The organism is uncultured Turicimonas sp. (assembly GCF_902477955.1).
Classification (GTDB): domain Bacteria; phylum Pseudomonadota; class Gammaproteobacteria; order Burkholderiales; family Burkholderiaceae_F; genus Turicimonas.
The window spans coordinates 1-25914 of record NZ_CABSJB010000030.1 but is presented as its reverse complement, the minus strand read 5'-3'; the positions used below and the strand labels follow the sequence as shown (position 1 = coordinate 25914).

Genomic DNA, 25914 nt, shown 5'->3' with positions numbered 1-25914 from the left:
GCGGCTACTTTTGGACTAAAACACTCATGCCGGGACGTAGGCCGTCCACTTTTGTCATAGGACGAGCGCGTACCTCAAACGTTCTCATATCGTACCCGGAGTCTTGGCGTGTACTTCTCCATGTGGCATAGTTTGCTCGCGGACTGATGTAGTAGATCTTATAGTCAATCTCTTTATCACCGAGTGCAGGGACGGTCGCATGAAGAATTCTGCCGATTTCAATCCCCGGCATCTGCGCTTCACGGATATTGAATGTTGCATACTGATCATTGAGGTTAACTAAAGTAACGATTGGATAGCCGGCTGCGGCTAATTCTCCGTCAGTGAAGATAATCTTCTCAACTTGTGCGTCAATCGGAGAGTAGAGTGTCTTACTCTCTGTCAAAGACTTTACTTGTTCAACTCCGGCTGCCGCTTCTGAAGTTAAATCGGCAACGGCATTCTTTTCTTGCTGACGGGCACCGATTTCAGCGATGTCATATTGCTGTTTAGCAGCTAATGCTTGTTGAGTCGCAGCCGTCCAATTGGTTTTAACTTCGTCGTAGCGCTGAGCGGATACTAAGCCGTCTTTATATAAAGCGGCGATACGGTTGTAAGTCTTGCGAGCTAACTCTTCGGCGGCAACTGCTCTTTGCCATTCTGCCTTAGCGGCTTCTTTTTCTTGCGGTCTTGCGCCTTCATCAACAAGGCTTTGCTTTTGTTTTGCAGCCCGCTCTTGAGCTTCTACTTGCGCAAGTTTGGCTTCTAGTTCGGGGAGATGCATTTCAACCACAGGCTGTCCGGCAGTTACAAAGTCACCTTCCTGAATAAGTATTTTTTGAACTCTGCCCGGAACTTTAGAGGAGACGCTGACCGTACGGGATTCCATCTGGCCCTGAAGCGGAGGTTTGGGCGGGAAGGCCGCTTGATAAATGCCCCAAACAATAAAAGTAACTAGGGCAATTAAAAGTACAAGGAGAAGAATAGTTCCGAAACGTAAAGATTTCTTTTCATCGGTTTCTATCTCCTGCTGAAAGTTGTTGGAAGGATTTTCTGCGGAAGTATTATTCTTGTTTTGTTCTGTCATGTTATTGCTCAACTATAACGTTCTTGTCGTTTACCGCATTCATAAAGTCTGCCATTTTTCCGGCGATTGCATGAAGCATTGCATAATTTGAGACAAATTCAAAGGCCGCGAGACGGCGCCCTACCTCAGCTTTAAGAAGCTGAGAACGAGCCTCAGTCACATCAAGAGCTGTATTTAAGCCCTCATCAAAACCTTTATTTTTTAGCTGCAGATTTTCTCTGGCCAATGTAACGGTAGAGGCACTGAGCTTGTATTGGTCAATCGCATTTTGAGTCTTCAGCCAAGCAACTTCAATGGCTGTTCTGACAGCGTTGACTGCTTCGGCTTTGCCGGCTTCTGCTTGTTCTAAAGTGGCTTCCGCGCTTCTGACTGAGGCTCTTCGGTCTTTGGCGTCCCAAAGTGTGAAATTAACACCAACTCCGGCAATCCAATTCGGTTCCACTAAGGTCTGGTAATGCTTAATAAAGTTATATTGACCGAATGCAAAAACTTGCGGTGCCCATGCACTTTTAGCTGCCTTAATGCCTTCGTTAGCTTGATTCGCCTGAGCTTGAATAACGGCTAGCTGAGGGTTGGAAGCCAGAGCCGTGTCAACCCAGTACTTAAGAGGCTTCATCGGACCCTTAAGAACAAAGAGCGGGGTAGTCAATTTACCGAACTGCTCATCTCTCAAAAGCCGGGAAAGCTGAAGCGTGGCGACTTTGACATTATCTTTTGCTTTTAAGTATTCGCGGTGCGTGTTGTCTCGAGAGACCTGGACTGACATTCTCTCGACTTTGCTGATCATGCCCTGTTTTTCGAATTTCAAGGCTTTTTGAAGTTCTTTATTTTGTTGATCCAGCATGGCCTTCTGCAGTTTTTCTACAGAAACCGCCAGTTGGAGACCGAAATAATAGCCCGCCAATTGTGCATCAAGTTCTTCGGAAGTCAGATGTTTACTGGCAATAGCTTCATCTACAGCATATTTGCTTGCTTCTTGGGCCGCGGTGATTTTGCCGCCTGTATAAATCGGCCAAGTTGCCGTTGCAGCGGCACGAGGACCGTTTAATGAATACTTTTCATCCAGTCCGATAGGAATGGAGCCCAGCATAGGCAGAGAAATATCTTTATGAATATCGATTTTCTTTTGGCCGGCGATTTGAACGGCCTGAACACTGACAGTTGGACCGCCTAAAGTCTTGATTGATTCTCGAGCTTCTTCTTTGCTTCGTACCGCGGCTGAGCTTGCTTTCAGCTTATCACTTCTCTCATATAACCAGGTTCTTGCCACTGGGAAACTTAAGGGAAGTTTCTCTTGGGCAAAAGAACCGGCTGTAACGACAGTTCTGTCGGCAGCAAATGCAGGCTGCATTAGAGCAGCAATCAAAATGGCTAATAATGAACAACGCATTTAAGGGATATAAGGGAAATCTCTAGTGGGCAAATAATATCATTTTTTACATTTCCATGACGAAATCGTGATGATTTTGGGCGTAGTCCATAAATGGCGGAGGAATAGAAGAAGTTAGCGGAAATAGATAGAAATTAATAACTTTTAAATATTTGGCAAGACTAATTTTTGACATTTAGAGTTTGTCAAACGTATTCTTCCCAAGAAGTTGATTTTCCTATCAGGCTGCTAGTCTCCTAATAACAAATCTCGAAGCTTCAAAGAAGCTTTCAAGATTTAAAAATTCTGCGCAGAAATCCACAGATGAGTAAGTGGTGCTTTTTGTAGAGTTTGATTCTGGATTTTCTTATAAGCCCGGAGTGTCAACGGGTCATGGCCTCCCCAACAGGAATCGAACCTGTACTTCAGTCTTAGGAGGACCGCGTTGTATCCATTCAACTATGGGGAGCCAAGTCTCGCAATTCTAACCGAATTTCTAGGCGTCTGTAAATTTGATTTGGAGGTAAAATAACGGGTTCGAAAGTAGTTGACCGTAACCACTTCCTTTAAAGCATGGCAGAAGAAATTAATAAGACAAACCAAGATTATTCCGAGTCTTCCATTAGAGTTCTGAAGGGACTTGAGCCGGTAAAGCAGCGGCCGGGAATGTATACCTTAACCGACAATCCGCTGCACATCATCCAGGAAGTTATTGATAACGCTAGTGATGAAGTGCTCGCCGGTTTCGGTACTAAGATTATTTTGACTCAGCACGCTGACGGTTCGGTTTCGGTAGAAGATGACGGCCGAGGAATTCCTATCGGTATCCACCCGGAAGAAAAATGTTCGGTAGTCGAAGTAGTCTTTACTCGCCTGCATGCCGGCGGTAAATTCAATAAGACCAGCGGCGGAGCATACTCATTCTCCGGCGGTTTGCACGGCGTCGGTGTTTCCGTTACTAATGCATTATCCGACAAGTTGGAAGTTACTGTCTGGCGTGAGGGACTCGAAAGCACGATAGTTTTCGAAAACGGATACGTCGTTCAAAGTCTTGTCAGCGTTAAATCTCCTCGACTAAAGAAAGAAACCGGAACCAGAGTGCGTTGCTGGCCGAACCCTAAATATTTTGATTCGGCAAAAATTCCCACGGAAGCCTTGGTCAGACTGCTCAGAAGTAAAGCGGTTTTGCTTCCCGGCTGTGAGGTGGTCTACAACAACGAAGAAAAAGATATTCACCAGCGTTGGAAATATAACGGCGGCTTAAGAGAATACCTCTTAGAGCAGCTTGATCAGCCGCCTGAAATTCGTCCCTTCGAAGCAGAAGGATTTGCTGCAGACGATGATGAAAATTTCTCTGCCGGTGAAGGTGCCAGCTGGGTGGTGGTATGGACTGAAGAAGGTCGCTTAGAAAGAGAAAGCTTCGTTAACTTGATTCCTACCCCGCAGGGCGGAACTCATGAAGCAGGCCTCAAGGACGGTATCTTTCAAGCCTTGAAGTCGTTTATCGAACAGCATGGCCTCTCTCAGAAAGGCGTAAAACTTATCGGCGACGATATTTTCACGCGTGCAAGTTTTGTATTGAACGCTAAGGTCTTGGATCCACAATTCCAAGGTCAGGTTAAAGAAAAGTTAATCAGCCGCGATGCACTAAAGCTCGTTTCTGCTTTCGTTCGTCCTCAAATGGAATTTTGGCTTAACAGCCACATTGAAGACGGCAAGAAGTTAGCTGAGTTGGTTATTAAACAAGCTCAGGTTCGTCAAAAGTCCGTCACGAAAGTCGCTAAGAGAAAAGGCTCATCCGTTGCCGTTCTTCCCGGCAAACTGACTGATTGCTTGAGTGAAGATATTTCTCGAAACGAACTATTCCTGGTAGAAGGTGATTCCGCCGGCGGTTCGGCCAAGAAGGCTCGCGATAAAGAGTTCCAAGCGATTTTGCCTTTAAGAGGAAAGGTTTTAAATACGTGGGAAGTGGATCGCAATCTTCTTTTCGGCAATAAAGAAATTCATGATATTTCAGTGGCCATCGGAGTAGATCCTCACGGTCCGGACGATAATCCGAATTTGTCTTCTCTAAGATACGGCAAAATTTGCTTTATGGCCGATGCTGACGTTGACGGCTCTCATATTGAAGTGCTGCTGACGGCTCTTTTCTATAAGCATTTCCCGAAGCTGATTGATGAAGGGCATGTGTATATCGCAGTCTCTCCGCTCTTTAAGGTCATCGTTCCGAAGATTGGAAGACAGAAAGAGAGAAGAATTTATTGCTTGGACGAAGCAGAATTAAATAAGACTTTAGAGAAGCTCAAGAAAGAAAAGGTTCCTGAAAGCAAAATCGAAATTTCTCGCTTCAAAGGTCTTGGCGAAATGAACGAAAAAGAGCTCAAGGAAACTTCCCTGGATCCTGAAACAAGACGCTTATTGCCCTTGAGTCTGGGTGGCATCAGCAGAGAGCTCACAACATCTGCCATGAATATTCTGATGGCAGCAAAAGAGGCTGAATCCAGAAGACGCTGGATTGAACGCCATGGTGATCAATTTGAACCGGATATCTAATCATGGCATCAACAGATAAAAATAATTCAAAGAGCAAAAAGAAGGCTGATAAAGAGCTGATAGCCAATGTCATTGAGGTTAAGGAAGAAGACATTCCGGACAATGGAAGCGGTTTCCTCTTCGATTTCGAAGATGAAGCTGAACATCCTGAAACTGAGCCTCAAGAGTCTCAGACAGCCGTTGAAGAAGTAGCCCAAGAGACACCAGTCATCGAAGAAGAAATGACCAAGGAAGAAGAAAAAACAGAAGAAGTGCAGTCTCTCAAGGAAGATATCAAAGAAACGGAAATCTCCTCGGCAGACGGTACTGAAGAACTAAAAGACTTTGAAGCCGAAACCTCTGACCCCGAAGCTTTGGAAGAAGTCGATAAGACTCTCGGAGAGGTTTCTATAGTCCCAACTAATGATCCGACTGATATTGTTGAGCAGGCTCTAACCAATGATGATGACGGCGGCGACAAATTAACGGTAGCTTATTTTGCCAGCCGCGCTTACTTGGAATACGCTATTTCCGTGGTTAAAGGCAGAGCTCTTCCTGAAGTATCGGACGGACAAAAGCCGGTACAGAGAAGAATTCTCTATGCCATGAGAAGAATGGGGCTCGTAGCTGAAGCTAAGCAAGTCAAGAGTGCTCGTATCGTAGGTGACGTCCTCGGTAAATTTCATCCTCACGGCGATGTGGCAGCATACGATGCTATGGTCCGTATGGCTCAGGATTTCACCATGCGCTACCCTTTGGTCCACGGTGAAGGAAACTTCGGTTCGCAGGACGGCGACAGCCCGGCCCATATGCGTTATACGGAAGCAAAACTGAGTAAGTACTCGGAACTGCTTCTAGAAGAAATTGATGAGGGTGGAACCAAGTTTGTTCCAAACTATGACGGCGCCTTTAAAGAACCGGTTACTTTGCCTGCTCGCCTGCCGTTCATTTTGCTTAACGGTGCCAGCGGTATTGCCGTCGGTATGGCCACGGAAATTCCTCCGCATAACTTGGTAGAAGTTGCTAATGCGGCCGAAGCCGTTATTAAGAATCCGAAGATTACTTTGGATGAATTGATGCAGTTTATCCCCGGACCTGATTTCCCGGGCGGCGCTCAAATTATTTCTTCTGAAAAAGATATAAAGAACGCTTATTCCACCGGCTACGGTTCCCTTCTTCTGCGAGCACGCTATGAGTTCGAAGAACTTGCCCGAGGCCAATGGCAATTAGTCGTAACCGAACTGCCTTATAAGGTAGGCGCAGCTAAGGTTCTTGCAGAACTGGATTCTTTGACAAATCCGAAAGCCCCGGCAGGCAAAAAGACACTGTCGGCTAAACAGCAGCAGGATAAAGCTCTCCTTTTGAGTATCTTAGATACCGTAAGAGATGAATCCGATACGGATAATCCGGTAAGAATCGTATTTGAACCGAAATCCAAGACAGTCGACAGAAATGAGTTCGTCAACATCTTATTCTCCAAGACAAGTCTCGAGTGCGGATGTAAATTCAACTTGGTTGCTATTGGCATTGACGGTAAGCCAAGACAAAAAGGATTGGTTGAAATACTTTCCGAATGGTGCACCTTCAGGCTCGGAACGGTTCTCAAACGTTCTCAGACACGCTTGAACGATGTCCAAGGCAGAATCCATGTCTTAGAAGGCCGAATGCTGATTATCGTCAATATCGAAGAAGTCATTCGACTGATTCGTGAGGCAAAAGATCCTAAAGCTGCTTTGATGAAGACCTTTGGTTTGACGGATGCACAAGCCGAAGACATCTTGGAATTGAAATTAAGACAGTTGGCAAATCTTGATGAAATTAAGCTTCAAAAAGAAATTGACCAGCTGAAGTCTGAAGAAGCCGCTTTGTTGGATGTCATCAATAATGATTCCAAACTTAGAGCCTTGGTCTGCAAAGAAATCAGAAGCGATGCCAAGAAGTACGGAGATGAAAGAAGAACCTTAATTGAACAGGCTCAAACCGCAACTCTCGTCAAGAAAGTTGCCGATGAACCCGTCACTGTCATTATTAGTGAAAAAGGTTTCTTGAGAGCCAGAACAGGCCACGGTTGTGATGCTGCTAATCTCTCGTTCAAACTTGGAGATTCTCTAAAGGCGTCTTTCGAATGCCGTACCGTTGATAATTTGATTGTGATGGCTCACAGCGGACGAGTTTATTCCGTACCGGTGTCTCAGCTGCCTAACGGCCGAGGAGACGGTGTGCATGTGAGTGCTTTTGTCCAGTTCCAGGATAAAGATGCCCCCTTCAGCTATGTCTGCGGAGATTCTGATTTCAAAGTTCTTTTGGCCAGCAGTGACGGTTATGGGTTCTGGTGCAAACTTGGAGATATGGTTTCTCGTCAGAAGAGCGGCAAGACGTTCTTTACGCTCAATGACGAAACAGTCAAGCCTCTGCCGTTGAGAATGTTTACCGACGCACAGACTTTAGTTTCCGTTTTGACTCAAGCCGGAAGATTCTTAGATTTTGAAATCGATGAATTGAGAAGTTTGCCCAACGGCGGCCGAGGTGTTGCTCTTATTTCTTTGGCAGAAGGCGATCGGTTGGTTGCCGCTTTACCGTCTTCTTCTAAGGGTGTGATTGCTTGCGGCTTAGGCCGAGGAAACAAAGAACAAACTTATCCGATCGGACCTCGCCTAATTGAAACCTTCAAGATGAAGCGGGCAAGAAAAGGAAAACAACTTCCGAACAAGTGGAATTACTACGATCTGCTTCCTTCTAAGTTTGACGAGAAGCTAGAGGTTCCGGGTGCCAACGAAGGCGAGGGCGGCGTTTCCGAGAACACCGAGACTAGAGCCGATGAGAAACCGACTGTCTCTGCTGTTTCAAATGCACAGACTGTGTCTGAGAAGGAGGAGAAGGAAACTGGCAAAACTGATGCAGATAAACAGCTCGAGGATTTTGTTTTGACTTCTGAAGAACAAGGAAACACCGGTCTTTTGTTCTAATATAGTTCAGTCAAATATTTATTAAGACAATGGGCAAGAAGAAAAACTTCTTGCCCATTCAGATTTAGCCTACGACGCTACTTAACTTCCGGTTGCTGCATTTTCTCCTGCAATTCTTCCGAATGTAAAGATATCAGCAATGGCATTTCCGCCGACACGGTTAGACCCGTGAATTCCTCCGGTAATTTCACCGGCTGCATAAAGACCCGGTATCACTTGACCGTCGCGGTCGATTACCTGAGCTTTAGTGTTAATCTTGGCGCCGCCCATAGTGTGGTGTCTGCACATGCCGATAGGACCTGCGTAGAACGGTGCTTTTACAATCTTGTGGCTCAGCATTAACTCGCTTCTGCCGAGAGGATCTTTCTTGGAATCAACCATTTCGTTGTATTCCTGAATGGTCTGAGCCATTTCCTTCGGAGGCAAGTTAATAAGCTTAGCCAGTTCTTCGATAGTATCAGCTTTGAAAAGAGTACCGTTTTCTAATGCGCGGTGATTCATTTCGTTGTAGTACTCATTGTTCTTATCGAATCCATCTGCGTCGCAGACCGGAAATACGGTTTGATCCGTTTGGGCCAAAGTTGCATCTCTGATCACATCTCGGCGAGCATCTTCAGCAACGTAACGTTTTCCTTCTTTATTGAGGAAGACAGTGTATTCGATAGCTTGGAAGATGTCGGCGGTGTGCTTGTAGCCCGGTGCGGTCCAAGGGATGCACTGGATGTAGTCCATTCCGACCGCTAAGCCATTGATGCCTTGAATTGCTTTAAGGACTTCGCCGGTTGAACCGGGCTGATTTGTTGTATTCAGCTTTGTTAATCTCGGATCAAAGAAAGCGCACATTTCCGGATTTGCTGCAAAGCCGCCTGCAGCTGCAACTACACCTTTGTTAGCTTTCCAGTATTCTTTTTTACCATTTCCTAAGTCAACTTCCACACCAAGGACTCGGCCGAAGTCAGGTTTTTCACGAATAATCGAAGTGACCTTATGAGAAGTTAGGATTGGCAGGCCAATCTTCTTGGCATATTGTGTACAGGCTTTAATATAATCACCGCCGCTTTGACCGACCGGATTTCTGCAGCGCGGCCAGAGACCGCCGTAGATCTGGTAAATACCGGGTTTAAATTGAACGCCGACTCTTTTCAGCCATTCAACACTTTCAGGAACTTTTTCACAAAGTGTCTTTACCAACTCCGGATCTGCTCTATTGTCACCGGCGGCAAGAGTCTGTTCAGTATGCAGTTGAGGAGAGTCTTTGACTCCAGCTTTTTTGTAGTCAGCTTCAATTGCAGCATTCAAACCTCCGCCGGAAACCATTGTATTTCCGCCGGGCAAAGGTAATTTTTCCAAAACGACGGTATTGGCACCTTTTTCTTTTGCGACAATGCCGGCTGATAAGCCCGCACCTCCGGATCCAATGACGATAACGTCATAGGTCTTGTCCCAGGCTTGAGGAACTGAGCATAAATCAGCAGCGGATGCTAAAGAAGGAAGGGAAGCGAAAGGAGCAATTATCGAGCTTGCTAGAAGCTGTCTTCTATTGATTGTCATATTATTCTCCAGGAATACAGGTCGGGTTTTCTCTCCCGACAGTAACTATTTTAAGTATCAGGTTCCCCTTTTTAAATCCCATATTAAAGGTAACCTCTTACTACCTTCTACCGGGGGATAACGTCTTTTTTGTACTGAGTTGCAGTTCTAAGGTATCTCTGATTTTTATTGCTCCGCCATGATTGTTAATTACTTCTTCAATATTTGAAAAGAATTCGGTTCTAATAGGTTCTTTGAGGGCAATGTGATCGGAATAGGTGCTCAGAAGACCAATATATTCTTTTGCAGAAAAGGTTCGAATCCTTCGAAAGAGGAAATAACGGCAGTCCTGGAAGCCATACTTTTTAGCGGTTTCTGTTGTTACCTTTGCTTTTTCTTCTGTGAAACCGCTGAACTTAATTTTCTTGTTTTTACAGAAGGAATAAAAATACTTATCGTAAAGCCTGCTGAGTTCCGGGCCGAGTTCCGGATTTTCAATGTACGGATCCGGCTGGTTAGCAAACTGAGCAAAGATGCCGCCTTCCTTGAGAAGTGAAAAAACTTTCGGGTAACCCAACACTTCAGGAATCCAATGGAATGCCGTTGCGGAGTAAATTAAGTCAAAAGACTCTTTCGGGAGAGATACGTCCTCGAATTTGCCGGAAATTAGGTGCAAGTTTGGATAGTTGGAGAACTTCTCCTTGCAGGCGTCAGCAAGATTTATACCCGGCTCGATTGCTGTCAGCTGGCAGCCAACCTCTAAGAAAGGGAGTGTGGCTTGCCCGGTACCGATTCCGATTTCCAAAACCTGACTTGTTGAATTAAGTGAGCACGATGCAAATATTTCACGGTAAAGCTCAGGCACATAGCTAGGACGGAACTTTTCATAGTTCTGCCCAACAGCATCAAAAGAAGAAGCTAATTCATTAAATGTCATTTTGGATCCGTTGGAGCCTTAGTAGGTTCAGTACTTCTGATAATTGCATATCCAAGCCTTCTTGTGAAAACCTTCTTCATAAAAATGGCCACCTTGAAATCTTCTCAATTCTCAATAACAGACAGTGCTTTTAGTTCCGTTTTGGGGTTTTCCCGTAATATTCTTCTAAGGAGGTGATTACAATTGGTAATTAGATAATCGTGTCAGAGGCAATTATGCGGTGGCAAGGACGAGAAACAAGCAATAACGTTGAAGACAGACGAGGCCAATCCGGATTTGGTGGAGGTATGAACCTGCCTAAAGGAAAAATGGGATTGGCTGTATTGGCAGTTGTTCTTGTAGCTGGTTACTTCGGCATTGATCTAACTCCCGTCTTAGAATTTGGGTCAGATCCGGCAACTTATTCAAATCAAACATATAAACCGACGGCAGAGGAACAGCAGTTAGCTAATTTCTCCTCCGTTGCCTTGAAGAGCACTGAAGACACGTGGAGCAAGCTCTTTAAGAATTCAGGTAAGAATTACGTACCTCCTAAAATGGTTCTTTATTCAGGCTCAACTCAAACTGCTTGCGGTTACGGGCAAGCTGCTATGGGACCTTTCTACTGCCCGTCTGACAACAAACTCTACGTTGACTTGTCTTTCTATAAAGATATGCAGAGAAACTTAGGCGGAGGCGGTGATTTCGCTCTCGGTTATGTCTTAGCTCATGAAGTCGGACATCACGTTCAGAACTTATTGGGTATCGCCGACCAGGTCCGCCAAGAACAATCTCGCGTTTCTCAAAAACAAGCTAATCAACTTTCAGTAATGCTTGAGCTTCAAGCAGACTGCTTAGCCGGGGTTTGGGGACACGATATGAATAAACAAGGCATCCTCGAACAGGGTGACCTGGAGAAAGCATTAAGAACAGCTGCGGCAATCGGAGACGACAGACTGCAGAAACAAAGCACGGGAAGGGTGGTGCCGGACAGCTTTACTCATGGCACTTCTGAACAGCGTTACAAATGGTTCAAAGTCGGATTTGATTCCGGCAATCCTGAAATGTGCAATACCTTCAAATCCGGTCTTAGATGATATTTAACTCCAATTGAAATTCCTGGCAAGGTTTTCGAGTTATCTCAACCGGTAAGCATCGTCGAAGTTCTGGCGATGCTTTTTCCTTAACCTTTCCGATAATTACGGACAACGTTCAGCTAAGAAAATTATCTCAAAAGAAAATTTATTTCATAAGAAAGAATCGGGGACTGGCGGAATAAACCGACAGTCCCAAAATGTCTTACTTCACATTTAATTTAATCTTGTGACAAGTGGCGCACATATTAACCGGGGTGCTATGCCCTTTATGACATTCTTCACAAGGCTGATCTCCCATGTGTGTGTAATGAGGATTTGGCTTCAGACTTGAAGTTTTTTGTTTTAATGCTTCATAGTCGCCATGGCACTTTTGACATTGGGAGGTTGGAACGGTTTGTGCCGGAGGATTTTCTGTATGGCATGCAGCACAAGTGTTGCCTTTTTGAACGTGTCGGTCAGCCAACATGTCGGGAGCTGCACTTGCCTGTAGAGCCAAAAGGGCCAACGCAGAGAAAATAATTGATTTTAATAATTTCATTTGTCTCTCCTTTTATTTAGCAGTGTTGATGGAGTGACGAGCTCCGATACGCCCCATTGCAATACCGCTGCTGATTTGGCTTCCTGCGATATCTTCTGCGTACCAGAGACCACCGGAAGCATTTCCGGCTGCATACAATCCAGGAATAGGTTTGTCATCGACATCTACAACCTGAGCATGTTTATTTATTTTCGGTCCCCCGAAAGTTGCGGCAATTCCGCCGCTCATAGGAATCGCATAGAAGGGAGCTGTGGCTACCGGGTGAGCTTTTTTGCGATTGTGCGGAGGAACAAGGGATGGTCCTTTTCCTTCAGCGATGGCCTTATTAAATTCTTTTACGGAGTTAACTAAATTTGCTTTGTTAATGCCCGCTTTATCTGCTAGCTCTTCAATAGTATTTGCTTCATATACGGGGCTGTTTAAACGTTTAAAGCGGTCAAGTAATTTAGTAAGAATATTGTCTTCATCATTGGTTTTGATGTCGCAAATAATGAAAGTTCTATTATCCGGAGTTACCTGAGGCAGCAATTTGGAGCGCATTGCTTGACCTAAGCTTTCATCTACGCATCTCTTTCCGTCTTTTCCGACGATCATGCCGTAAGCAGAATTGCTGACGCGGGCTGGATTGGCGTGAGTCTCAGGAACGATGGGGCCTGCATAAAATTCGGTCATGTTAACGAGTTTGGCGCCCAAAGGACGAGTCATCATTATGTTTTCGCCGGTATTTCTAAGAGAACCGCGAATTTTTAAATTTGCAGCCCAAGGCCCCATATACATGGTTCTCATTTCCTCATTGGCAGAGAATCCTCCGGTCGCAATCATTACGCCCTTTTCAGCCCAATAAATTTTGAAGCCGCTCGGGCTGCGAGTTTTGACGCCAATGACTCTTCCGTCATCGTTAGTAATTAGTTCGTAGGCTTTTGTATTGACATGAATTGGAAGACCAATTTTCTTTGCAACGGCTAGCATTCTGCGCATCAAAATAGAACCGCCGGTCGTTCCGTCAGTGGTCATATAAAACTGTCTTGAAAGTTTTGGATGAGGAAGATCCTTCTTTAGCTTTAGTGGGGTTCCGATGTCGATTAACCAATCAATTGCTGGACCCGACTCTAAAGCAAATGCTTCAATTGCTTCTCTGTCTCCCATTCCTTGTGTTTCATGCATCTGATCATTGACGAATTTTTCCAATGTGTCGCCTAGGCCTTTTTGCTCCCGGCTACCGAAAGCACAAAGCGTGCCTGATGCATACATCGTGTTGCCGTCTGGGCGGGGAGCTTTCTCCAGTAGGACGGTGCTGGCGCCAGCCTGTTTGGCTTCAATGGCAGCAGCTAAACCGGCAGCCCCTGCGCCAATCACGACAAAATCAAATTTTTCACTGTTATCTTTTTTTGCTTGTTCTTTAACAGGTTCCGCAGCTACGTTCTGATTTAAACTGAAAACACCGAGGACCGCTGCTGAAGAAGCTAAAAATTTTCTTCTGAGAATTGAGGACATAAGTTTTCCTTGATAAAACATTATTTTTGAAATAAAAGTGACTACTTGTATTTCATTTGAAATAATAATGCAAAAATTTATTTCATTATTACAGGAGATACCCTAGTATTAATGGAAAATTAGGAAAAGATTTTTAGAATTATGAAATAAATATTTCGTACAAAAATGGAAAATAAAGAAAATCAAGAAATTGGAATTGGGAAAATTCCAGCGTTTATTCGAAAAATTGAAGCGAAAATACCTGAATTGTCTCGCCAGCATAAGCAAGTTGCGAACTATTTAATTCATAACCTAATTCATGCTTCTTACCTCAATACGGCCCAGCTGGCGGAGGAAGCAGGAGTCAGCCCTGCCACTGTCGTGCGCTTTGCTACGGAAATGGGGTATAAAGGATTTCCTGACCTGAAAAAGGAGCTTCGCTGGACTGCACAAGTTTCATTAGAGGGAAAAGCGGTTTTAGAAGTGGATCCACAGAAGTCCTCTAACGCTTTGCAAACCTCAATATCTGTGGCGCAACAGATGCTTCAAAATCTGGCAGACAACCGTGATGATGTGGCATTTTCTCAGGCTGTTAACTTGATTTTCCAAGCCAGAAAAGTAGTGGTTTTCGGGCATAAAGCAAGTTTTGGAGTCGCTGCTCACTGCGCTTATGTTTTATCAAAAGTACATTCTGATGTCAGCCACGTACTTGGCACCAACTCTTTTGATTCATTCTCTAAATTAGATGACCTTGATCACCAAGATGTAGCAGTTGTTTTTATGGTCATTCAATATCCCACAGCTACATTGAATTTGATGAGAATGCTGGCCAAGCGCGGTGTCAAAATAGTTCTTGTTTCAGATTTTAAAACAGTGCCTGAAGCCTCATTAGCCTCTGTCGCACTCTTAGTGAGCATTAGTTTTGTTGGTTGCTTTGATGTTGTGACACCTTTGCTAGTAGTGGCGGATGCTCTTGCCTATGGTGTCTATAGAAAGGACGAAGAGAAAGCAAAACGAAGACTCTTAAGATTTAACCGTTTTAATGAAGAGGATCAGGCCTTCCGCCAAGTCTGCCGTTTTGCTGACTAAAATGAAGTATCTCTCTTTTTTCGTAAGGTTGCCGGGAACGATATTTCTGTTGGTAGGTCTGATTTTCATTTTATCGACTTCCCACTCTTTGGATCTTTTCCAGTCCTTTTTTAAATTCTCCTTATCTTGGGTCTTTTGGTATCCATTAGCACTTCTGTATTTTGTCGGCGTAATTGAAGCATTGTTAAACTCCTCAGGTGCTTTACAAAAATTTTCGTTTTGGCTTGAAGAAAGATTCCCTAAGTCTTTGTCTTTAGTACTTTTAACTTCTGTACTTGGAATTCTTCCGGCCATTGGAGGAGCACTCTTTTCGTGTGCCCTCGTCAAAAATATAGGAAAAGGAACTTCCGCCAAGGACCTTCAACTCGCTGAAATCAATTTTTGGTTCCGACATTTTCATGTTTTTATCAATCCTTTGATCCCAGGGGTCGTACTGACAGCTGCTTTAACTGAAGTTCCAATATTCCAACTTATGTCGGTTCTTGCTCCAATGGGAGTCTTATGCTTTCTAACGGGTTGGCATTGGTTTATTTCTCCAATTGATTTTAAAAGCACCTTTTTCTGGCAGCCTCTGAGACTTAACAAAAGTTTTTACATCTCAAGCTCTGTCATATTTATTGGGTCTCTTCTGTCATTTTTCTTCAAAAACTCTTTGATTTTCTTTCTATTTTGGTGTACTTGCTTAGTAGCCGTTCTAAGTTTGAAAATCTTAGGCTTTAAAAGAGTGGTAGGTTCCTTTGTTCCATCAGCAAAATTATTAAAAATCCTCTGGGACGTATCGGGTGTCCTAATCTTTGCGTTTATGTTGAGAGAGGGAGGCCTTAACGAATTGATTTTAAACTGGACAACGACTCCCGTTCTTCCCATGCTACTTATGTTGAGTGTGGGTATATTTTTTATGGGCCTCGTTACCGGAATTTGCCATGCTTACGTTGCTCTTTTAATGCCGATTGCTGCTTTGTTTTATTCCCATGATCCTCTGATTATCGGCTTTCTTTTAGGTGTTGGCTTGAGTTCTCAATTTCTTACCCCGTCCCACCTATGTTTGATAGTAACCTCCGAATACTTTGATGTTCCTGTTAAAAAACTAATCGCAGGATGTATTGCACCGCTGACAGTTGCTTTTGTCGGGTGGGGTGCAATTTTGGCTGTGATATACGAGATTTGGAAGTGAGCGCAGCTTCTTCAAGCCTAAAGATCTTTGAACCTTCTTTTGCTTTCTGCTTCTCTCCGTCAGGCTCAAATTTGCCTCAGAGAATTTTTGGAATTTCAATTTTTAAGTTCGGCCGATGAAAGCGGAGAACACGACTGAGAATTTTTAATTTCAAAATTAATCAGAAGAATCTAGAAGTTGCGAATCATAATGATCGAAATAAAAATGAGCGGCAGTGCCGCTCATTCTTAAAAGTTATTGACTTAGCTTTTCCTTGAGTAATTCACCAAGCGTCTTGATGCCTTCCTCAATTTTTGCGGGAGGAACCGTAACAAAAGACAACCTCATTGAGTTGTATTTTTCCTTTCCAACGGTATAGAAAGCAGATCCCGGGACAAAAGCAACCTTGCGTGCAACGGCTTCTTTCATAAGTTCGTCGGTATTGATGCTTTCGGGAAGTGTTACCCAAATAAACATACCGCCGTCCGGCTTCGTCCAGCTAACTCCCTCTTTCGGGAAATACTTTTCCATGGCTTTAAGCATGTACTCGCACTGGGTTTTATAGATTTCTCTGACGGCTGGGAGGTGCGTGGTCATCAAGCCGTCTTCCATGATTTGGGCAGTTATGAGCTGAGTAAAAGTAGAAGTATTCAAATCGACCGCTTGTTTAAGCTGAGTGAGAGGAGCAATAGCTTCCTTCGGACCGACAACATAGCCTAAGCGGAAGCCCGGTGCCAAAACTTTGGAGAAGGTTCCCAAAGAAATGGTCCTTTCCGGTGCGTACAGTCTCATTGACGGAGGCGGTTCTTGGTCGTAATAAAGTTCGCCGTATGGATTGTCATCAATAATCCAGAAGTCATATTCACGGGCTTTTTCAGCAAGTTTCTTTCTTCTTTCAACCGACAGTGTCAATCCGGTTGGATTTTGGAATGTTGTAATGACATAGGCGAAACGAATGTTTTTGAATTCCGGGCCAATCAAGTCTGGATTAAGACCATGCTCGTCAGTTGGGATTTCAATGTATTTCGGTTCATAAAGATCAAAGGCTTGAATGGCACCAAGGTAACTGGGGCTTTCAACAGCCACTAGGGAACCTTTGTCAATATATGCCATGCCTAGGAGATCAAGCGCTTGTTGGGATCCGGATACAATCTGGATTTCATCCGCTTGAGCAGGAACGCCTTTTGAGTTGATGTATTTAACAATTTGGTCTATTAAAGGTTTCTCTCCGACCGTCGAGCTGTATTGAAGAGCCAAAGCACCTTCTTTTTCTAGAACAGTCTGAGTAGCTTTCTCGACTTCTTTAATAGGAAAGCTTTTCGGTGAGGGTAGGCCGCCGGCAAAAGAAATAATGTCTGCTTGGCCTGCAAGCTTCAAAAGATCACCGATGATGGAATTAGTAGAATTTAATACCCTCTGCGACTTTGGGGGTGTTTGATTTTTAGTTTCCGAGTTCATTATCGCATTCGATTGGTTAAAACAATTAAAAACATATCTCAGGAGTTACACATTTTGTGATTTCCCGTTTTTGTTAGTCTAATTCCAATGTTCGCCAAATATCTTGAAAAATACTTAGAAATCCCCAAATAGAAATCATCGGGAAAATTTAAAAGGAATAAAAGAAATGAGTGAACAAAAAAAGGAAACCTTAGGTTTTCAGACCGAAGTTAAACAAATGCTGCACCTCATGGTGCATTCGCTGTATTCAAATCGCGAAATTTTCTTAAGAGAACTTATTTCTAACGCATCTGACGCTATCGATAAGCTCAAGTTCGAAGCCATCAAAAAACCGGAATTATTATCTCAGGATCCTCATCCTTCCATCCGAATCGGCGTAGACGAAACCGCTCAAACTATTACTATCAGCGATGACGGTATCGGTATGACTCGAGAAGAAGTCATTTCTCATTTGGGTACGATTGCTAAAAGCGGGACTAAAGAGTTCTTTGCGAATCTTTCCGGAGACCAAAAGAAGGATGCACAGCTTATCGGTCAGTTCGGCGTTGGCTTTTATTCTTCTTTCATCGTTGCCGATAAAGTAACCGTTGTTACACGCAAAGCCGGAGATCCTGCTGATTCCGCTACTCTCTGGGAAAGTAACGGTGAGGGTGAATTCACTGTAGAAAATACAAAACGGGATCATTTCGGTACGGACGTTATTCTTCATATGAAGAGTGAAGACAGAGACTTGGTAAGCAAGTTCAGACTCCGCAATATTCTCACCAAGTACTCCGATCACATCTCTACTCCGATTTTGATGGGTAAAGATGAATACAAAGATGACAAAGTCATCGACACCGGAGAATGGGAAGCTATCAACCAAGGCGCAGCTTTATGGGCACGTCCGAAATCTGAAATTACTGAAGATCAGTATAAAGAGTTCTACCATCATGTTTCCCACGATCCAAGCGATCCTTTGACTTGGACACACAACAAAGTAGAAGGCAAAAACGAATACATCCAATTGCTTTACGTCCCAAGTGCTGCTCCATTCGATCTTTGGGACAGAGAACACGTTAACGGTGTAAAACTTTACGTGAAACGCGTCTTCATCATGGACGACGCCTCCCAGTTGATGCCTAAATATCTCCGCTTTATCCGCGGCGTAATCGATTCTGAAGATCTTCCTTTGAATGTCAGCCGTGAAATTCTTCAACAGTCCAGAGACTTGAAGACAATTCGCGATGGCTCTACAAAGCGTGTTCTTTCCATGCTTGAAGATTTGGCCGCCAGCAGAGCTGCAGACTACGACAAATTCTGGGCTTTGTTCGGAAATGTCTTGAAGGAAGGTATGGGAGAAGACCCTCTCAACAGAGAAAGAATTCAGAAGCTGTTGAGATTTGTTTCTACAGCCACTGAAGGCAAACAGACCGCTACATTAGAAGGCTATCTCGCCAGAATGAAGACTGGCCAGAACAGTATCTATTATGTTACCGGCGACACACCGGAAGCCGCCGCTAAGAGTCCGTTGCTTGAACTCTTCAAGAAAAAGGATGTTGAAGTTCTCCTCATGGGAGGCCCAATCGATGAATGGCTCATGCAGTTCATGACTGAATTCGAAGGCAAGTCTTTTGTCAATATTGCTAAGGGAGATTTGGACCTCGGCGATTTATCTGACAAGAACGAAAAAGAAGAAAAGGAAAAACTTCAAGTTGAATTCAAGCCTTTGATTGATAAGTTCAAGGAGGCCTTAGGTTCTTCCGTTCAGGACGTCCGCATGACATTAAGACTGACGGATTCTCCGGCATGTATCGTTAATGATGAAAACGCTTTAAATCCGGCCTTTGTCAGAATGATGAAGATGGCCGGACAGGAAGTTCCTGAAAGTAAGCCGATTTTGGAATTGAATCCGAATAATCCTTTGGTTGCTCGTTTGCAGGAAAAGAATGCTTTCTCTCCGGATTGGGCAAAACTCTTGTTAGAGCAAGCACAGTTAATGGAAGGTGAAACTCTGGAAGATCCAGCAGGATTCGTCCAAAGAATGAATACCATGTTGGTTGATTCAATGCAGGCTAAAGGCAATTAGTCCGACTGACTATATAAATTAAATTCATTTACGCCTCTTCTCCGCTTCAGAGAGGAGGCAAATTTTTTATCTTCGAGTAAACAAAAGATCGTGTTTATCGAATATGGTTCCACTGAAAGGAGTCTCCTCGGAGCTTCTATAATTCTTCCTCAAATTTGATTAGTGGCATCCAGTTTTTTTCAAAGGCATATTGATGGCAAAGAAAAAAGTAAGAACACCGGTAGATTTTTCAGAATTGGGTGGTTATAGATATTTGCATTTTGGCTCTGAATGGATTCAAGGAGGGATGCAGATTAATCGTCCCTACCGTCTTGCTCTTGAGTATCAGCAGTCTATGATGGCGTTGGCTCTGTTCGAACCCCATCCTAAGGAAATTCTGCAACTAGGTCTGGGGGCCGCAGGCTTTGCCAAATTCACTTGGAAATATCTGCCTGAAGCTAAAACTACAGTCGTGGAAATTTCTGAAGATGTATATATGGCCTGCAGGATGTGGTTCAAGCTTCCCGATGAAGATGACCATCTGAAGATTGTGTTTGAAGACTGCAAGAAATATCTTTCTGAGGGAAATTTCGAACCTGTCGATTGGCTTTTGGTCGATATTTACGATGCAGAAGCTTGGGGTCCGGTTTACGATGATGTGCCTTTCTATCGTCTTTGCAGGAAAGCACTCCGAGAGGGAGGAGTTGCCAGTTTTAATTTATTCGGAGGCGAAGATTTCGAAAAAAGTTACAAGGCGATTTCTGAGGCATTTTACGGTCAAGTGCTTATCATGCCCGAAGTTCAAGAAGGGAACCGCATTGTGATCGCCTCTAAAGGTGAAAAGAAGGATTATTCCATTGAACAATTGAAAGAACGGGCTGCAGAAATTCAAGCGCGCTTGAAGGTTCCTGCCAAGAAATGGATAAAGATGCTGCAGAAAGAGAACTCTCTTTCTAATGAGTTCAAGTTTTAGACTCTCTAGATATCTCGGCTTTTCAGTTAATCTGCCGGTGCATAGTCAATAGAAAAGAGGCCTTTTTAGACCTCTTTTCTGCCTTGAAGCTCAAGTACCGGGCTTCATTTGTTTGACTTTTTTCTTCTCTGGTTTTTCAAGAAGCTTTTCTTTAAATTCGCAGAGGTCTTTAATCGGACAGCGCCAGCATTCGGGAGCTCTGGCTTTGCAGATGTAGCGGCCGAGAAGAATAAACCAGTGATGAGCATTGACGCGGTACTCTAAAGGCGTGTACCGTTCCATTTTGATTTGAACTTGCTCAGGTGTTTTTCCGGTTGCGTATTTTGTGCGGTTGGCAACGCGGAAAACATGCGTATCCACAGCGATTTTCGGCTCACCGAAAGCGACATTCATCACCACGCTGGCGGTTTTTTTGCCAACACCCGGAAGCTCAACAAGCTTGTCAAATTCTTGAGGAACTTGACTGTGGTACTTATCAACTAAGGTTTGGCATAGTTCCATCACATTTTTGGTCTTAGTTCTGAAAAGTCCAATCTTCTTGATGTGGTCAAGAAAGGTTTCCGGGCCCATCTCCAACAGCTTTTCCGGAGTGTTGGCGATAGGAAAAATATGCCGAGTCGCTTCATTGACACTCTTGTCGGTGGCCTGAGCAGAAAGAACAACAGCAATTAACAACTCAAAAGGAGTGGAATATTCCAATTCGCTTTTCGGGTCAGGATTGTCTGCTTGAAGCACCTTTAAAATCTCAATTCTTTTTGCCTGATTCATTGTTTCTTCTTTAAAAGCTTTGCGAGGAGATCTTTCTTAGCCGCTGCTGATCCTTTGGCATTGAGCTTGGCCTCTTTTTCTTCTTCTATCTGCTTTCTGCGCAGATTCCTAGCATTAAACCTTTGTCTGGAACGGTTTTTATCTTCCTCAGTCCATTCTCTATTCGCTGGTTCCATATCAATGCAGTCCATCGGACAGGCTATCTGACAAAGACAACATCCCGTGCAAAAAACAGGATCTACTTGATGCATATGTTTTGGAGAACCAATGATGGCATCGGTGGGGCAGGCCGTAACACAGAGTTTGCATCCGATGCAAAGCTTTGGATTAATTACGGCAGTTTCAAAGGGAACATGCTCTCCGCAAGATTGATCCAACGGCAGGATTTCCACCTCTAATAAAGAAGCAAGCTTACGGATGCCGTCGTCTCCTCCGGGAGGACAGCGGTTTATTTTTTCTCCGCTCACGATGGCTTTGGCATATTCCAGACAGCCTTTATGGCCGCATTGTTCGCACTGCGTCTGCGGAAGAATGCTGTCAATCTTTAGAACTAATTGATCCATAAAGAAAGATGGTTACCAGAGGTTTTCAGCGAGAAGATTTCCGGGCTGTCCCCTGCGCGGAGACACAAATCCTTTGGTTTTAAGGACATTTCGAGCGGATTTCAGCATTTCCGGATTGCCGCATAAAAGAACACGGGATTCAACCGGATCTAACTTGCGTTCTGCCGTTGCTTCTAAATCACCGCTTTCAATTAAAGCAGGAATTCTTTGAGATAAGAACTGTGTAGCTTCACGGGTAATCACAGGAACATAGCAGAAAGAGTGACTTGGATTGGCACCGAATCTAGAATCGTCCGTAAATTTCTGAATGAGGTTGGTGTATGCCAAGTCTTCGGAGTATCTGACCGAGTGAACCAAAACGATGTTCGGCCATTGCTTCCAAACAGATCCGTCTTGAAGAATGGACATGAAGGGCGCCAAGCCGGTACCGGAGGAGATGCACCATAAAGTATTTCCTCCCGGAATTCTTTCCGGAAGCATAGAACCCCAAAGTTCCGGCTCTAAGTAACAGGATTGTCCCGGTTCTAAAGTCGTCAGTGCACTGGAAACCCTTCCTCCTTGAACCTCAACAATAAAGAATTCTAGGAAGGGATCTTCCGGAAGAGACGCCATAGAATAGGGACGACCTTCGTAAGCAGTACCCTCAGCAAAATCTTTTTCGATTCCTAAACGAACAAATTGTCCGGGCTTAAAAGTAAAAGAATCCGGCTTCTCAAATCTCAGAGAAACTAATCCTTCTCTCCAGACTTGCTTCTGGAGGAGCTTAATGGGTACTGCTTTCTGAGGAATCATTCGAGTTCCTTTTTAAGATATTGACGTTTAACCAACACGTCGCGCCATTCTTCTGCTTCGTCAGTATGAGGCTTCATGCGGGTGATGGAAGGCCAAACTCTTGCTAATTCTGCATTCAAGGCGATGAATTCTTGTTGATCTTCAGGAACGTCTTCTTCAGCCATAATGGCGTTAGTCGGACATTCCGGAATGCAAACTGCACAGTCAATGCATTCATCAGGATCGATGACTAAGAAATTCGGACCTTCTCTGAAGCAGTCGACAGGACAGACGTCAACGCAGTCGGTGTATTTGCAGAGAATGCAAGGTTCGGTGACAACGTGTGCCATTTAATTATTTCTCCAACTTGTAGGTTTTTAAGATTAAGCTCCCTATTTTAAAACTTTGACGAGATGTCTTTTTTGTCTGGTTGCAAAAAAGTAGGTTCAAAGGAGGTATTTTTATCGAACCGGCGCTTTTTTCGGTAAATGTCTGTAATTCACATTATGAGAAAATCTTTCTCCTGAAAGAAAGTAATCTCTCATTCCTCCGTTAGTATATTGAAAACATTAGAATGACCGCACAACAATTCAGGCAGATTACTACATGATCATAAATTCTCTTCTAGATACCGACTTGTACAAATTTACGATGATGCAGTGTGTGCTTCATCAATTTCCCGGTGCACAAGTTGAATATAAATTTAAGTGCAGAAATGAAGGGACGGATCTTCAAGCTGTTTTGCCGGAAATCAGAGAAGAAATCGAAAACTTATGTACTCTTCAATTCAAACCCGAAGAACTTGAATATCTTTCTAAGCTGCGCTTTATTAAAAGCGATTTCGTAGATTTCTTAGAACTTTTCCGCCTCAATAAAGCCCGTATTGAAGCTTACCCGGCAGACGGAAGTAAGACTGACATTGAAATTCGCATTAAAGGTCCTTGGCTTCACACAATTATGTTTGAGATTCCTGTGTTGGCCATCGTGGGAGAATGCTATTACCAGAAGTTCTATCCGGTTCCGGATTTAGAGGAAGGGAGAAGGCGTTTAGCAGAAAAAATTCAACTGATTAAGGATCTGCCTAATGGTTCTCCGGGTCTGACAATCTCAGAGTATGGGACAAGAAGAAGATTTTCGAAGGCGTGGCAGCTCGAAGTGATTCGAACTTTGAGAGAACAACTTGGTAACAAATTTGTAGGAACTAGTAACGTATACTTCGCGATGACCGAAGGATTAACCCCTTTGGGAACAATGGCGCACGAATATCTTCAGGCGTGTCAGGCTCTCGGGCCGCGTTTGAGAGATTCACAGACGTATGCCTTTGAAATGTGGGCTAAAGAGTACAGAGGAGACCTGGGGATTGCTCTGTCAGATGTTTTCGGAATGAAGGCCTTTTTGTCTGATTTCGATATGTATTTCTGCAAATTGTTTGACGGGGCCAGACACGATTCCGGAGATCCTTATATTTGGGGCGAGAAAATCATCGAGCACTACAGGCGCAATCGTTGTGATCCGCGCACGAAGAGCTTGATTTTCTCCGATATGCTGGATATTCCCAAGGTCATAAGTCTCTACAACCGGTTCCATAACAAGATCAATTTAGGTTTTGGTATTGGGACCAACCTGGTTAACGATCTGGGTTACCCTGCATTACAGAACGTCATTAAATTAGTCCGCTGCAACGGACAACCGGTTGCAAAATTATCCGATTCTCCAAGCAAGAGCATGTGTGAGGACGAATCATATTTGAAGTACTTAAGAGAGGTCTTCGAGCTTGATGAATGTCAAGAGGCGAAGGCTTAATTTTAATTTTTAGGAAGCATTAATGAAATCTTCGACATCTACGGTTTTGGCATCCGCGTTGATGCTGGGACTTTTGCCGCTTAATGCCCACGCTTCTCTCCCGGGAGCATCTCTTTCTTTATGGTGGGCAGTGCCGTTTGCCGGCATTTTGTTGAGCATCGCTCTGGGACCATTGCTTTTTGCGCACTTTTGGCACAAGAACTACGGAAAAGTTGCTCTTATGTGGGCAATTCTTTGTGCTGTGCCTCTTTATATTTTCTTCGACAGCACAACCAGTACTCAAGCTCTCGCACATGCTCTCATCGGCGACTATGTGCCGTTTATTATTTTCGTAGGCTCTTTGTATGTGGTAGCCGGCGGTATTCACTTAAGAGGCTCTTTCTTGGGGCGCCCGGTTTTGAATACAGGATTCCTTTTGGTTGGTGCAGTCCTTGCTAACTTTATGGGAACGACAGGCGCTGCGATGCTTCTTATTAGACCTTTGATTGAGGCTAACAAAAAGCGTCACTATCAGATGCATACCTATATTTTCTTCATCTTTATTGTTGCCAACATCGCGGGTTCTCTTACTCCCTTAGGCGATCCTCCGCTGTTTTTGGGCTTCCTTCGCGGCGTAACTTTCTTCTGGACTGCTGAGCATCTTTTGCTTGTCACCGGACTTGCGGTTGGTCTTCTTTTGTGCGTTTACTTTCTTGTTGATACCATCCTCTTCAATAAAGAAGTTAAAGCCAATCCTTCTCTTCTAGAAACGAAAGAGAAGATTCCGTTCGGCATTGAAGGCTCGGTTAACTTTATCCTTCTCGCCTGTATCGTCGGTGCTGTTCTTATGTCCGGCTTCTGGAAGACAGGGGTTGAGTACCATGTGCTTGGCGTTCATTTGGCTCTTGAATCCATAATCCGTGACGGAATTTTCTTAACTGCCGGCATCCTTTCTCTTTTAGTGACTAGAAAAGAATACCGCGAAGCCAATCAGTTCAGTTGGGAACCGATTCTCGAGGTCGGCAAGCTGTTCTTCGGCATCTTCGTGACGATCGTTCCTGTCTTGGAAATGCTTCGTGCAGGTCACGAAGGCGCATTCGCACCGTTAGTTTCTTTGGTAACGGGTGCGGATGGTCAGCCGGTTAACGCAGCATTTTTCTGGCTCACAGGTATGCTTTCCAGCTTCTTGGATAACGCTCCGACTTATCTTGCCTTCTTTAATTTGGCCGGCGGCGATCCTCAGCTCTTGATGACAAAAGAAGCTCATACTTTGATGGCTATCTCTATGGGTGCCGTATTTATGGGCGCGATGACCTACATTGGAAATGCTCCGAACTTCATGGTTGTTTCCATTGTCCAGAACCGAGGAATCAAGATGCCGACATTCTTCGGCTATATGATTTGGTCCTACGGCATACTGATTCCAATTTTCTTGATGCTTACCTGGTTATTCCTTATGTAAATCCTAGCATTAAGATCCACTAGCCAATGCTAGTCAAGAATTTGAGCCTCCTAGATGAAAAATTTAGGAGGCTTAAATTATTCGTACAGAGTTATTGCTTTTTATTTGGTTTGTTCGCAGGAGGAATTCAAAACTTTCATATATGCAACCAATTGAATTCTATTCAGAAGTTGTTCAAAGAATAACGCTAACTTATTATTTTTATTGGAAAGAAAGTGCATTGATTGAATAGATCTTGGTTTACTTTTGTGTCTATATACCTTAATGCGGTAATTAGGCAGAACCTGTGGTTTCTACCTAAACATAAAAAAATCTGAAGAAAGTTTGATCAAGGTCAAACTACCTAGGTAATGACTTTGGA

At 44.0% G+C, this 25914-nt stretch carries 20 protein-coding genes and 1 tRNA gene; 9 read left to right on the top strand and 12 right to left on the bottom strand.

What is annotated here, in order from left to right:
- Positions 1-4 precede the first annotated feature (4 nt).
- The 3 genes from RDK53_RS09135 to RDK53_RS09125 all read right to left on the bottom strand — a co-directional run bounded on the left by RDK53_RS09135 (position 5) and on the right by RDK53_RS09125 (position 2904).
- On the bottom strand, positions 5-1066 hold the full coding sequence (locus RDK53_RS09135; protein WP_308514278.1) for an efflux RND transporter periplasmic adaptor subunit: 1062 nt from the start codon (positions 1064-1066) through the stop codon (positions 5-7).
- 1 nt (position 1067) lies between these two features.
- Entirely contained in the window at positions 1068-2456 is a 1389-nt protein-coding gene (locus tag RDK53_RS09130) for a TolC family protein (RefSeq protein WP_308514276.1), read from the bottom strand.
- A 373-nt stretch (positions 2457-2829) separates the two neighbouring features.
- Positions 2830-2904 (bottom strand) — tRNA-Arg (locus tag RDK53_RS09125).
- A 104-nt stretch (positions 2905-3008) separates the two neighbouring features.
- On the opposite strand from RDK53_RS09125, the gene RDK53_RS09120 reads away from it, so the two are divergent.
- Positions 3009-4988, top strand: a complete 1980-nt coding sequence (locus tag RDK53_RS09120; RefSeq protein WP_308514275.1) for a DNA topoisomerase IV subunit B — start codon at positions 3009-3011, stop codon at positions 4986-4988.
- Between the two features lie 2 nt (positions 4989-4990).
- A complete protein-coding gene (parC, locus tag RDK53_RS09115; RefSeq protein ID WP_308514274.1) occupies positions 4991-7933 on the top strand; it encodes a DNA topoisomerase IV subunit A in 2943 nt (980 codons plus the stop codon).
- An 81-nt stretch (positions 7934-8014) separates the two neighbouring features.
- On the opposite strand, the gene RDK53_RS09110 is transcribed toward parC, so the two are convergent.
- Positions 8015-9484 (bottom strand): flavocytochrome c, encoded by a 1470-nt coding sequence (locus RDK53_RS09110; RefSeq protein ID WP_308514273.1) that lies wholly within the window; start codon positions 9482-9484, stop codon positions 8015-8017.
- A 100-nt stretch (positions 9485-9584) separates the two neighbouring features.
- Positions 9585-10400: a class I SAM-dependent methyltransferase gene (locus RDK53_RS09105; RefSeq protein ID WP_308514272.1), complete on the bottom strand. Its 816-nt coding sequence runs from the start codon at positions 10398-10400 to the stop codon at positions 9585-9587.
- 215 nt (positions 10401-10615) lie between these two features.
- Here RDK53_RS09105 and RDK53_RS09100 point away from each other — a divergent pair, with 215 nt between their 5' ends.
- On the top strand, positions 10616-11476 hold the full coding sequence (locus RDK53_RS09100; protein WP_066591662.1) for a neutral zinc metallopeptidase: 861 nt from the start codon (positions 10616-10618) through the stop codon (positions 11474-11476).
- A gap of 202 nt (positions 11477-11678) precedes the next feature.
- On the opposite strand, the gene RDK53_RS09095 is transcribed toward RDK53_RS09100, so the two are convergent.
- Positions 11679-12014: a cytochrome c3 family protein gene (locus RDK53_RS09095; RefSeq protein WP_308514271.1), complete on the bottom strand. Its 336-nt coding sequence runs from the start codon at positions 12012-12014 to the stop codon at positions 11679-11681.
- Between the two features lie 12 nt (positions 12015-12026).
- A complete protein-coding gene (locus RDK53_RS09090) occupies positions 12027-13508 on the bottom strand; it encodes an FAD-dependent oxidoreductase (protein ID WP_308514270.1) in 1482 nt (493 codons plus the stop codon).
- 165 nt (positions 13509-13673) lie between these two features.
- Between RDK53_RS09090 and RDK53_RS09085 the strand changes: the two genes are divergently transcribed.
- Positions 13674-14576, top strand: coding sequence for a MurR/RpiR family transcriptional regulator (locus RDK53_RS09085; RefSeq protein ID WP_308514269.1), 903 nt, complete (start codon positions 13674-13676; stop codon positions 14574-14576).
- Between the two features lies 1 nt (position 14577).
- On the top strand, positions 14578-15750 hold the full coding sequence (locus tag RDK53_RS09080) for a DUF401 family protein (RefSeq protein WP_308514268.1): 1173 nt from the start codon (positions 14578-14580) through the stop codon (positions 15748-15750).
- A 234-nt stretch (positions 15751-15984) separates the two neighbouring features.
- On the opposite strand, the gene RDK53_RS09075 is transcribed toward RDK53_RS09080, so the two are convergent.
- Positions 15985-17187: a PLP-dependent aminotransferase family protein gene (locus RDK53_RS09075; protein WP_308514267.1), complete on the bottom strand. Its 1203-nt coding sequence runs from the start codon at positions 17185-17187 to the stop codon at positions 15985-15987.
- A 166-nt stretch (positions 17188-17353) separates the two neighbouring features.
- Here RDK53_RS09075 and htpG point away from each other — a divergent pair, with 166 nt between their 5' ends.
- Positions 17354-19255, top strand: coding sequence for a molecular chaperone HtpG (gene htpG / locus RDK53_RS09070; RefSeq protein ID WP_308514266.1), 1902 nt, complete (start codon positions 17354-17356; stop codon positions 19253-19255).
- A 193-nt stretch (positions 19256-19448) separates the two neighbouring features.
- Positions 19449-20207: a spermidine synthase gene (locus tag RDK53_RS09065; RefSeq protein ID WP_308514265.1), complete on the top strand. Its 759-nt coding sequence runs from the start codon at positions 19449-19451 to the stop codon at positions 20205-20207.
- 90 nt (positions 20208-20297) lie between these two features.
- Here the strand turns inward: RDK53_RS09065 and nth are convergent, their stop codons facing one another.
- The 4 genes from nth to fdxA are packed head-to-tail and all read right to left on the bottom strand — an operon-like array spanning position 20298 to position 22659.
- On the bottom strand, positions 20298-20975 hold the full coding sequence (gene nth / locus RDK53_RS09060) for an endonuclease III (RefSeq protein WP_308514264.1): 678 nt from the start codon (positions 20973-20975) through the stop codon (positions 20298-20300).
- The gene (locus RDK53_RS09055; RefSeq protein ID WP_308514263.1) at positions 20972-21538 is read right to left on the bottom strand and encodes an RnfABCDGE type electron transport complex subunit B; all 567 of its coding nucleotides are present in this window, start codon (positions 21536-21538) and stop codon (positions 20972-20974) included. Before RDK53_RS09055 ends, nth begins: the two co-directional genes overlap by 4 nt.
- Positions 21539-21550: 12 nt before the next feature.
- Positions 21551-22330 (bottom strand): ferredoxin--NADP reductase, encoded by a 780-nt coding sequence (locus tag RDK53_RS09050; RefSeq protein ID WP_308514262.1) that lies wholly within the window; start codon positions 22328-22330, stop codon positions 21551-21553.
- Entirely contained in the window at positions 22327-22659 is a 333-nt protein-coding gene (fdxA, locus tag RDK53_RS09045) for a ferredoxin FdxA (protein ID WP_308514261.1), read from the bottom strand. The genes RDK53_RS09050 and fdxA overlap by 4 nt, the downstream gene beginning before the upstream one ends.
- A gap of 256 nt (positions 22660-22915) precedes the next feature.
- On the opposite strand from fdxA, the gene pncB reads away from it, so the two are divergent.
- Positions 22916-24112 carry a nicotinate phosphoribosyltransferase gene (gene pncB / locus RDK53_RS09040; protein ID WP_308514260.1) on the top strand — a complete coding sequence of 399 codons (1197 nt, stop codon included), beginning with the start codon at positions 22916-22918 and terminating at the stop codon, positions 24110-24112.
- A 22-nt stretch (positions 24113-24134) separates the two neighbouring features.
- The gene (locus RDK53_RS09035) at positions 24135-25553 is read left to right on the top strand and encodes a sodium:proton antiporter (protein ID WP_308514259.1); all 1419 of its coding nucleotides are present in this window, start codon (positions 24135-24137) and stop codon (positions 25551-25553) included.
- Positions 25554-25914 lie beyond the last annotated feature (361 nt).

Excerpts from the sequence above, each read along its gene's own strand:
- RDK53_RS09135 (WP_308514278.1), bottom strand. The coding sequence starts at position 1,066 with ATGACAGAACAAAACAAGAATAATACTTCCGCAGAAAATCCTTCCAAC.
- RDK53_RS09130 (WP_308514276.1), bottom strand. The coding sequence starts at position 2,456 with ATGCGTTGTTCATTATTAGCCATTTTGATTGCTGCTCTAATGCAGCCT.
- RDK53_RS09120 (WP_308514275.1), top strand. The coding sequence starts at position 3,009 with ATGGCAGAAGAAATTAATAAGACAAACCAAGATTATTCCGAGTCTTCC.
- parC (WP_308514274.1), top strand. The coding sequence starts at position 4,991 with ATGGCATCAACAGATAAAAATAATTCAAAGAGCAAAAAGAAGGCTGAT.
- RDK53_RS09110 (WP_308514273.1), bottom strand. The coding sequence starts at position 9,484 with ATGACAATCAATAGAAGACAGCTTCTAGCAAGCTCGATAATTGCTCCT.
- RDK53_RS09105 (WP_308514272.1), bottom strand. The coding sequence starts at position 10,400 with ATGACATTTAATGAATTAGCTTCTTCTTTTGATGCTGTTGGGCAGAAC.
- RDK53_RS09100 (WP_066591662.1), top strand. The coding sequence starts at position 10,616 with ATGCGGTGGCAAGGACGAGAAACAAGCAATAACGTTGAAGACAGACGA.
- RDK53_RS09095 (WP_308514271.1), bottom strand. The coding sequence starts at position 12,014 with ATGAAATTATTAAAATCAATTATTTTCTCTGCGTTGGCCCTTTTGGCT.
- RDK53_RS09090 (WP_308514270.1), bottom strand. The coding sequence starts at position 13,508 with ATGTCCTCAATTCTCAGAAGAAAATTTTTAGCTTCTTCAGCAGCGGTC.
- RDK53_RS09085 (WP_308514269.1), top strand. The coding sequence starts at position 13,674 with ATGGAAAATAAAGAAAATCAAGAAATTGGAATTGGGAAAATTCCAGCG.
- RDK53_RS09080 (WP_308514268.1), top strand. The coding sequence starts at position 14,578 with ATGAAGTATCTCTCTTTTTTCGTAAGGTTGCCGGGAACGATATTTCTG.
- RDK53_RS09075 (WP_308514267.1), bottom strand. The coding sequence starts at position 17,187 with ATGAACTCGGAAACTAAAAATCAAACACCCCCAAAGTCGCAGAGGGTA.
- htpG (WP_308514266.1), top strand. The coding sequence starts at position 17,354 with ATGAGTGAACAAAAAAAGGAAACCTTAGGTTTTCAGACCGAAGTTAAA.
- RDK53_RS09065 (WP_308514265.1), top strand. The coding sequence starts at position 19,449 with ATGGCAAAGAAAAAAGTAAGAACACCGGTAGATTTTTCAGAATTGGGT.
- nth (WP_308514264.1), bottom strand. The coding sequence starts at position 20,975 with ATGAATCAGGCAAAAAGAATTGAGATTTTAAAGGTGCTTCAAGCAGAC.
- RDK53_RS09055 (WP_308514263.1), bottom strand. The coding sequence starts at position 21,538 with ATGGATCAATTAGTTCTAAAGATTGACAGCATTCTTCCGCAGACGCAG.
- RDK53_RS09050 (WP_308514262.1), bottom strand. The coding sequence starts at position 22,330 with ATGATTCCTCAGAAAGCAGTACCCATTAAGCTCCTCCAGAAGCAAGTC.
- fdxA (WP_308514261.1), bottom strand. The coding sequence starts at position 22,659 with ATGGCACACGTTGTCACCGAACCTTGCATTCTCTGCAAATACACCGAC.
- pncB (WP_308514260.1), top strand. The coding sequence starts at position 22,916 with ATGATCATAAATTCTCTTCTAGATACCGACTTGTACAAATTTACGATG.
- RDK53_RS09035 (WP_308514259.1), top strand. The coding sequence starts at position 24,135 with ATGAAATCTTCGACATCTACGGTTTTGGCATCCGCGTTGATGCTGGGA.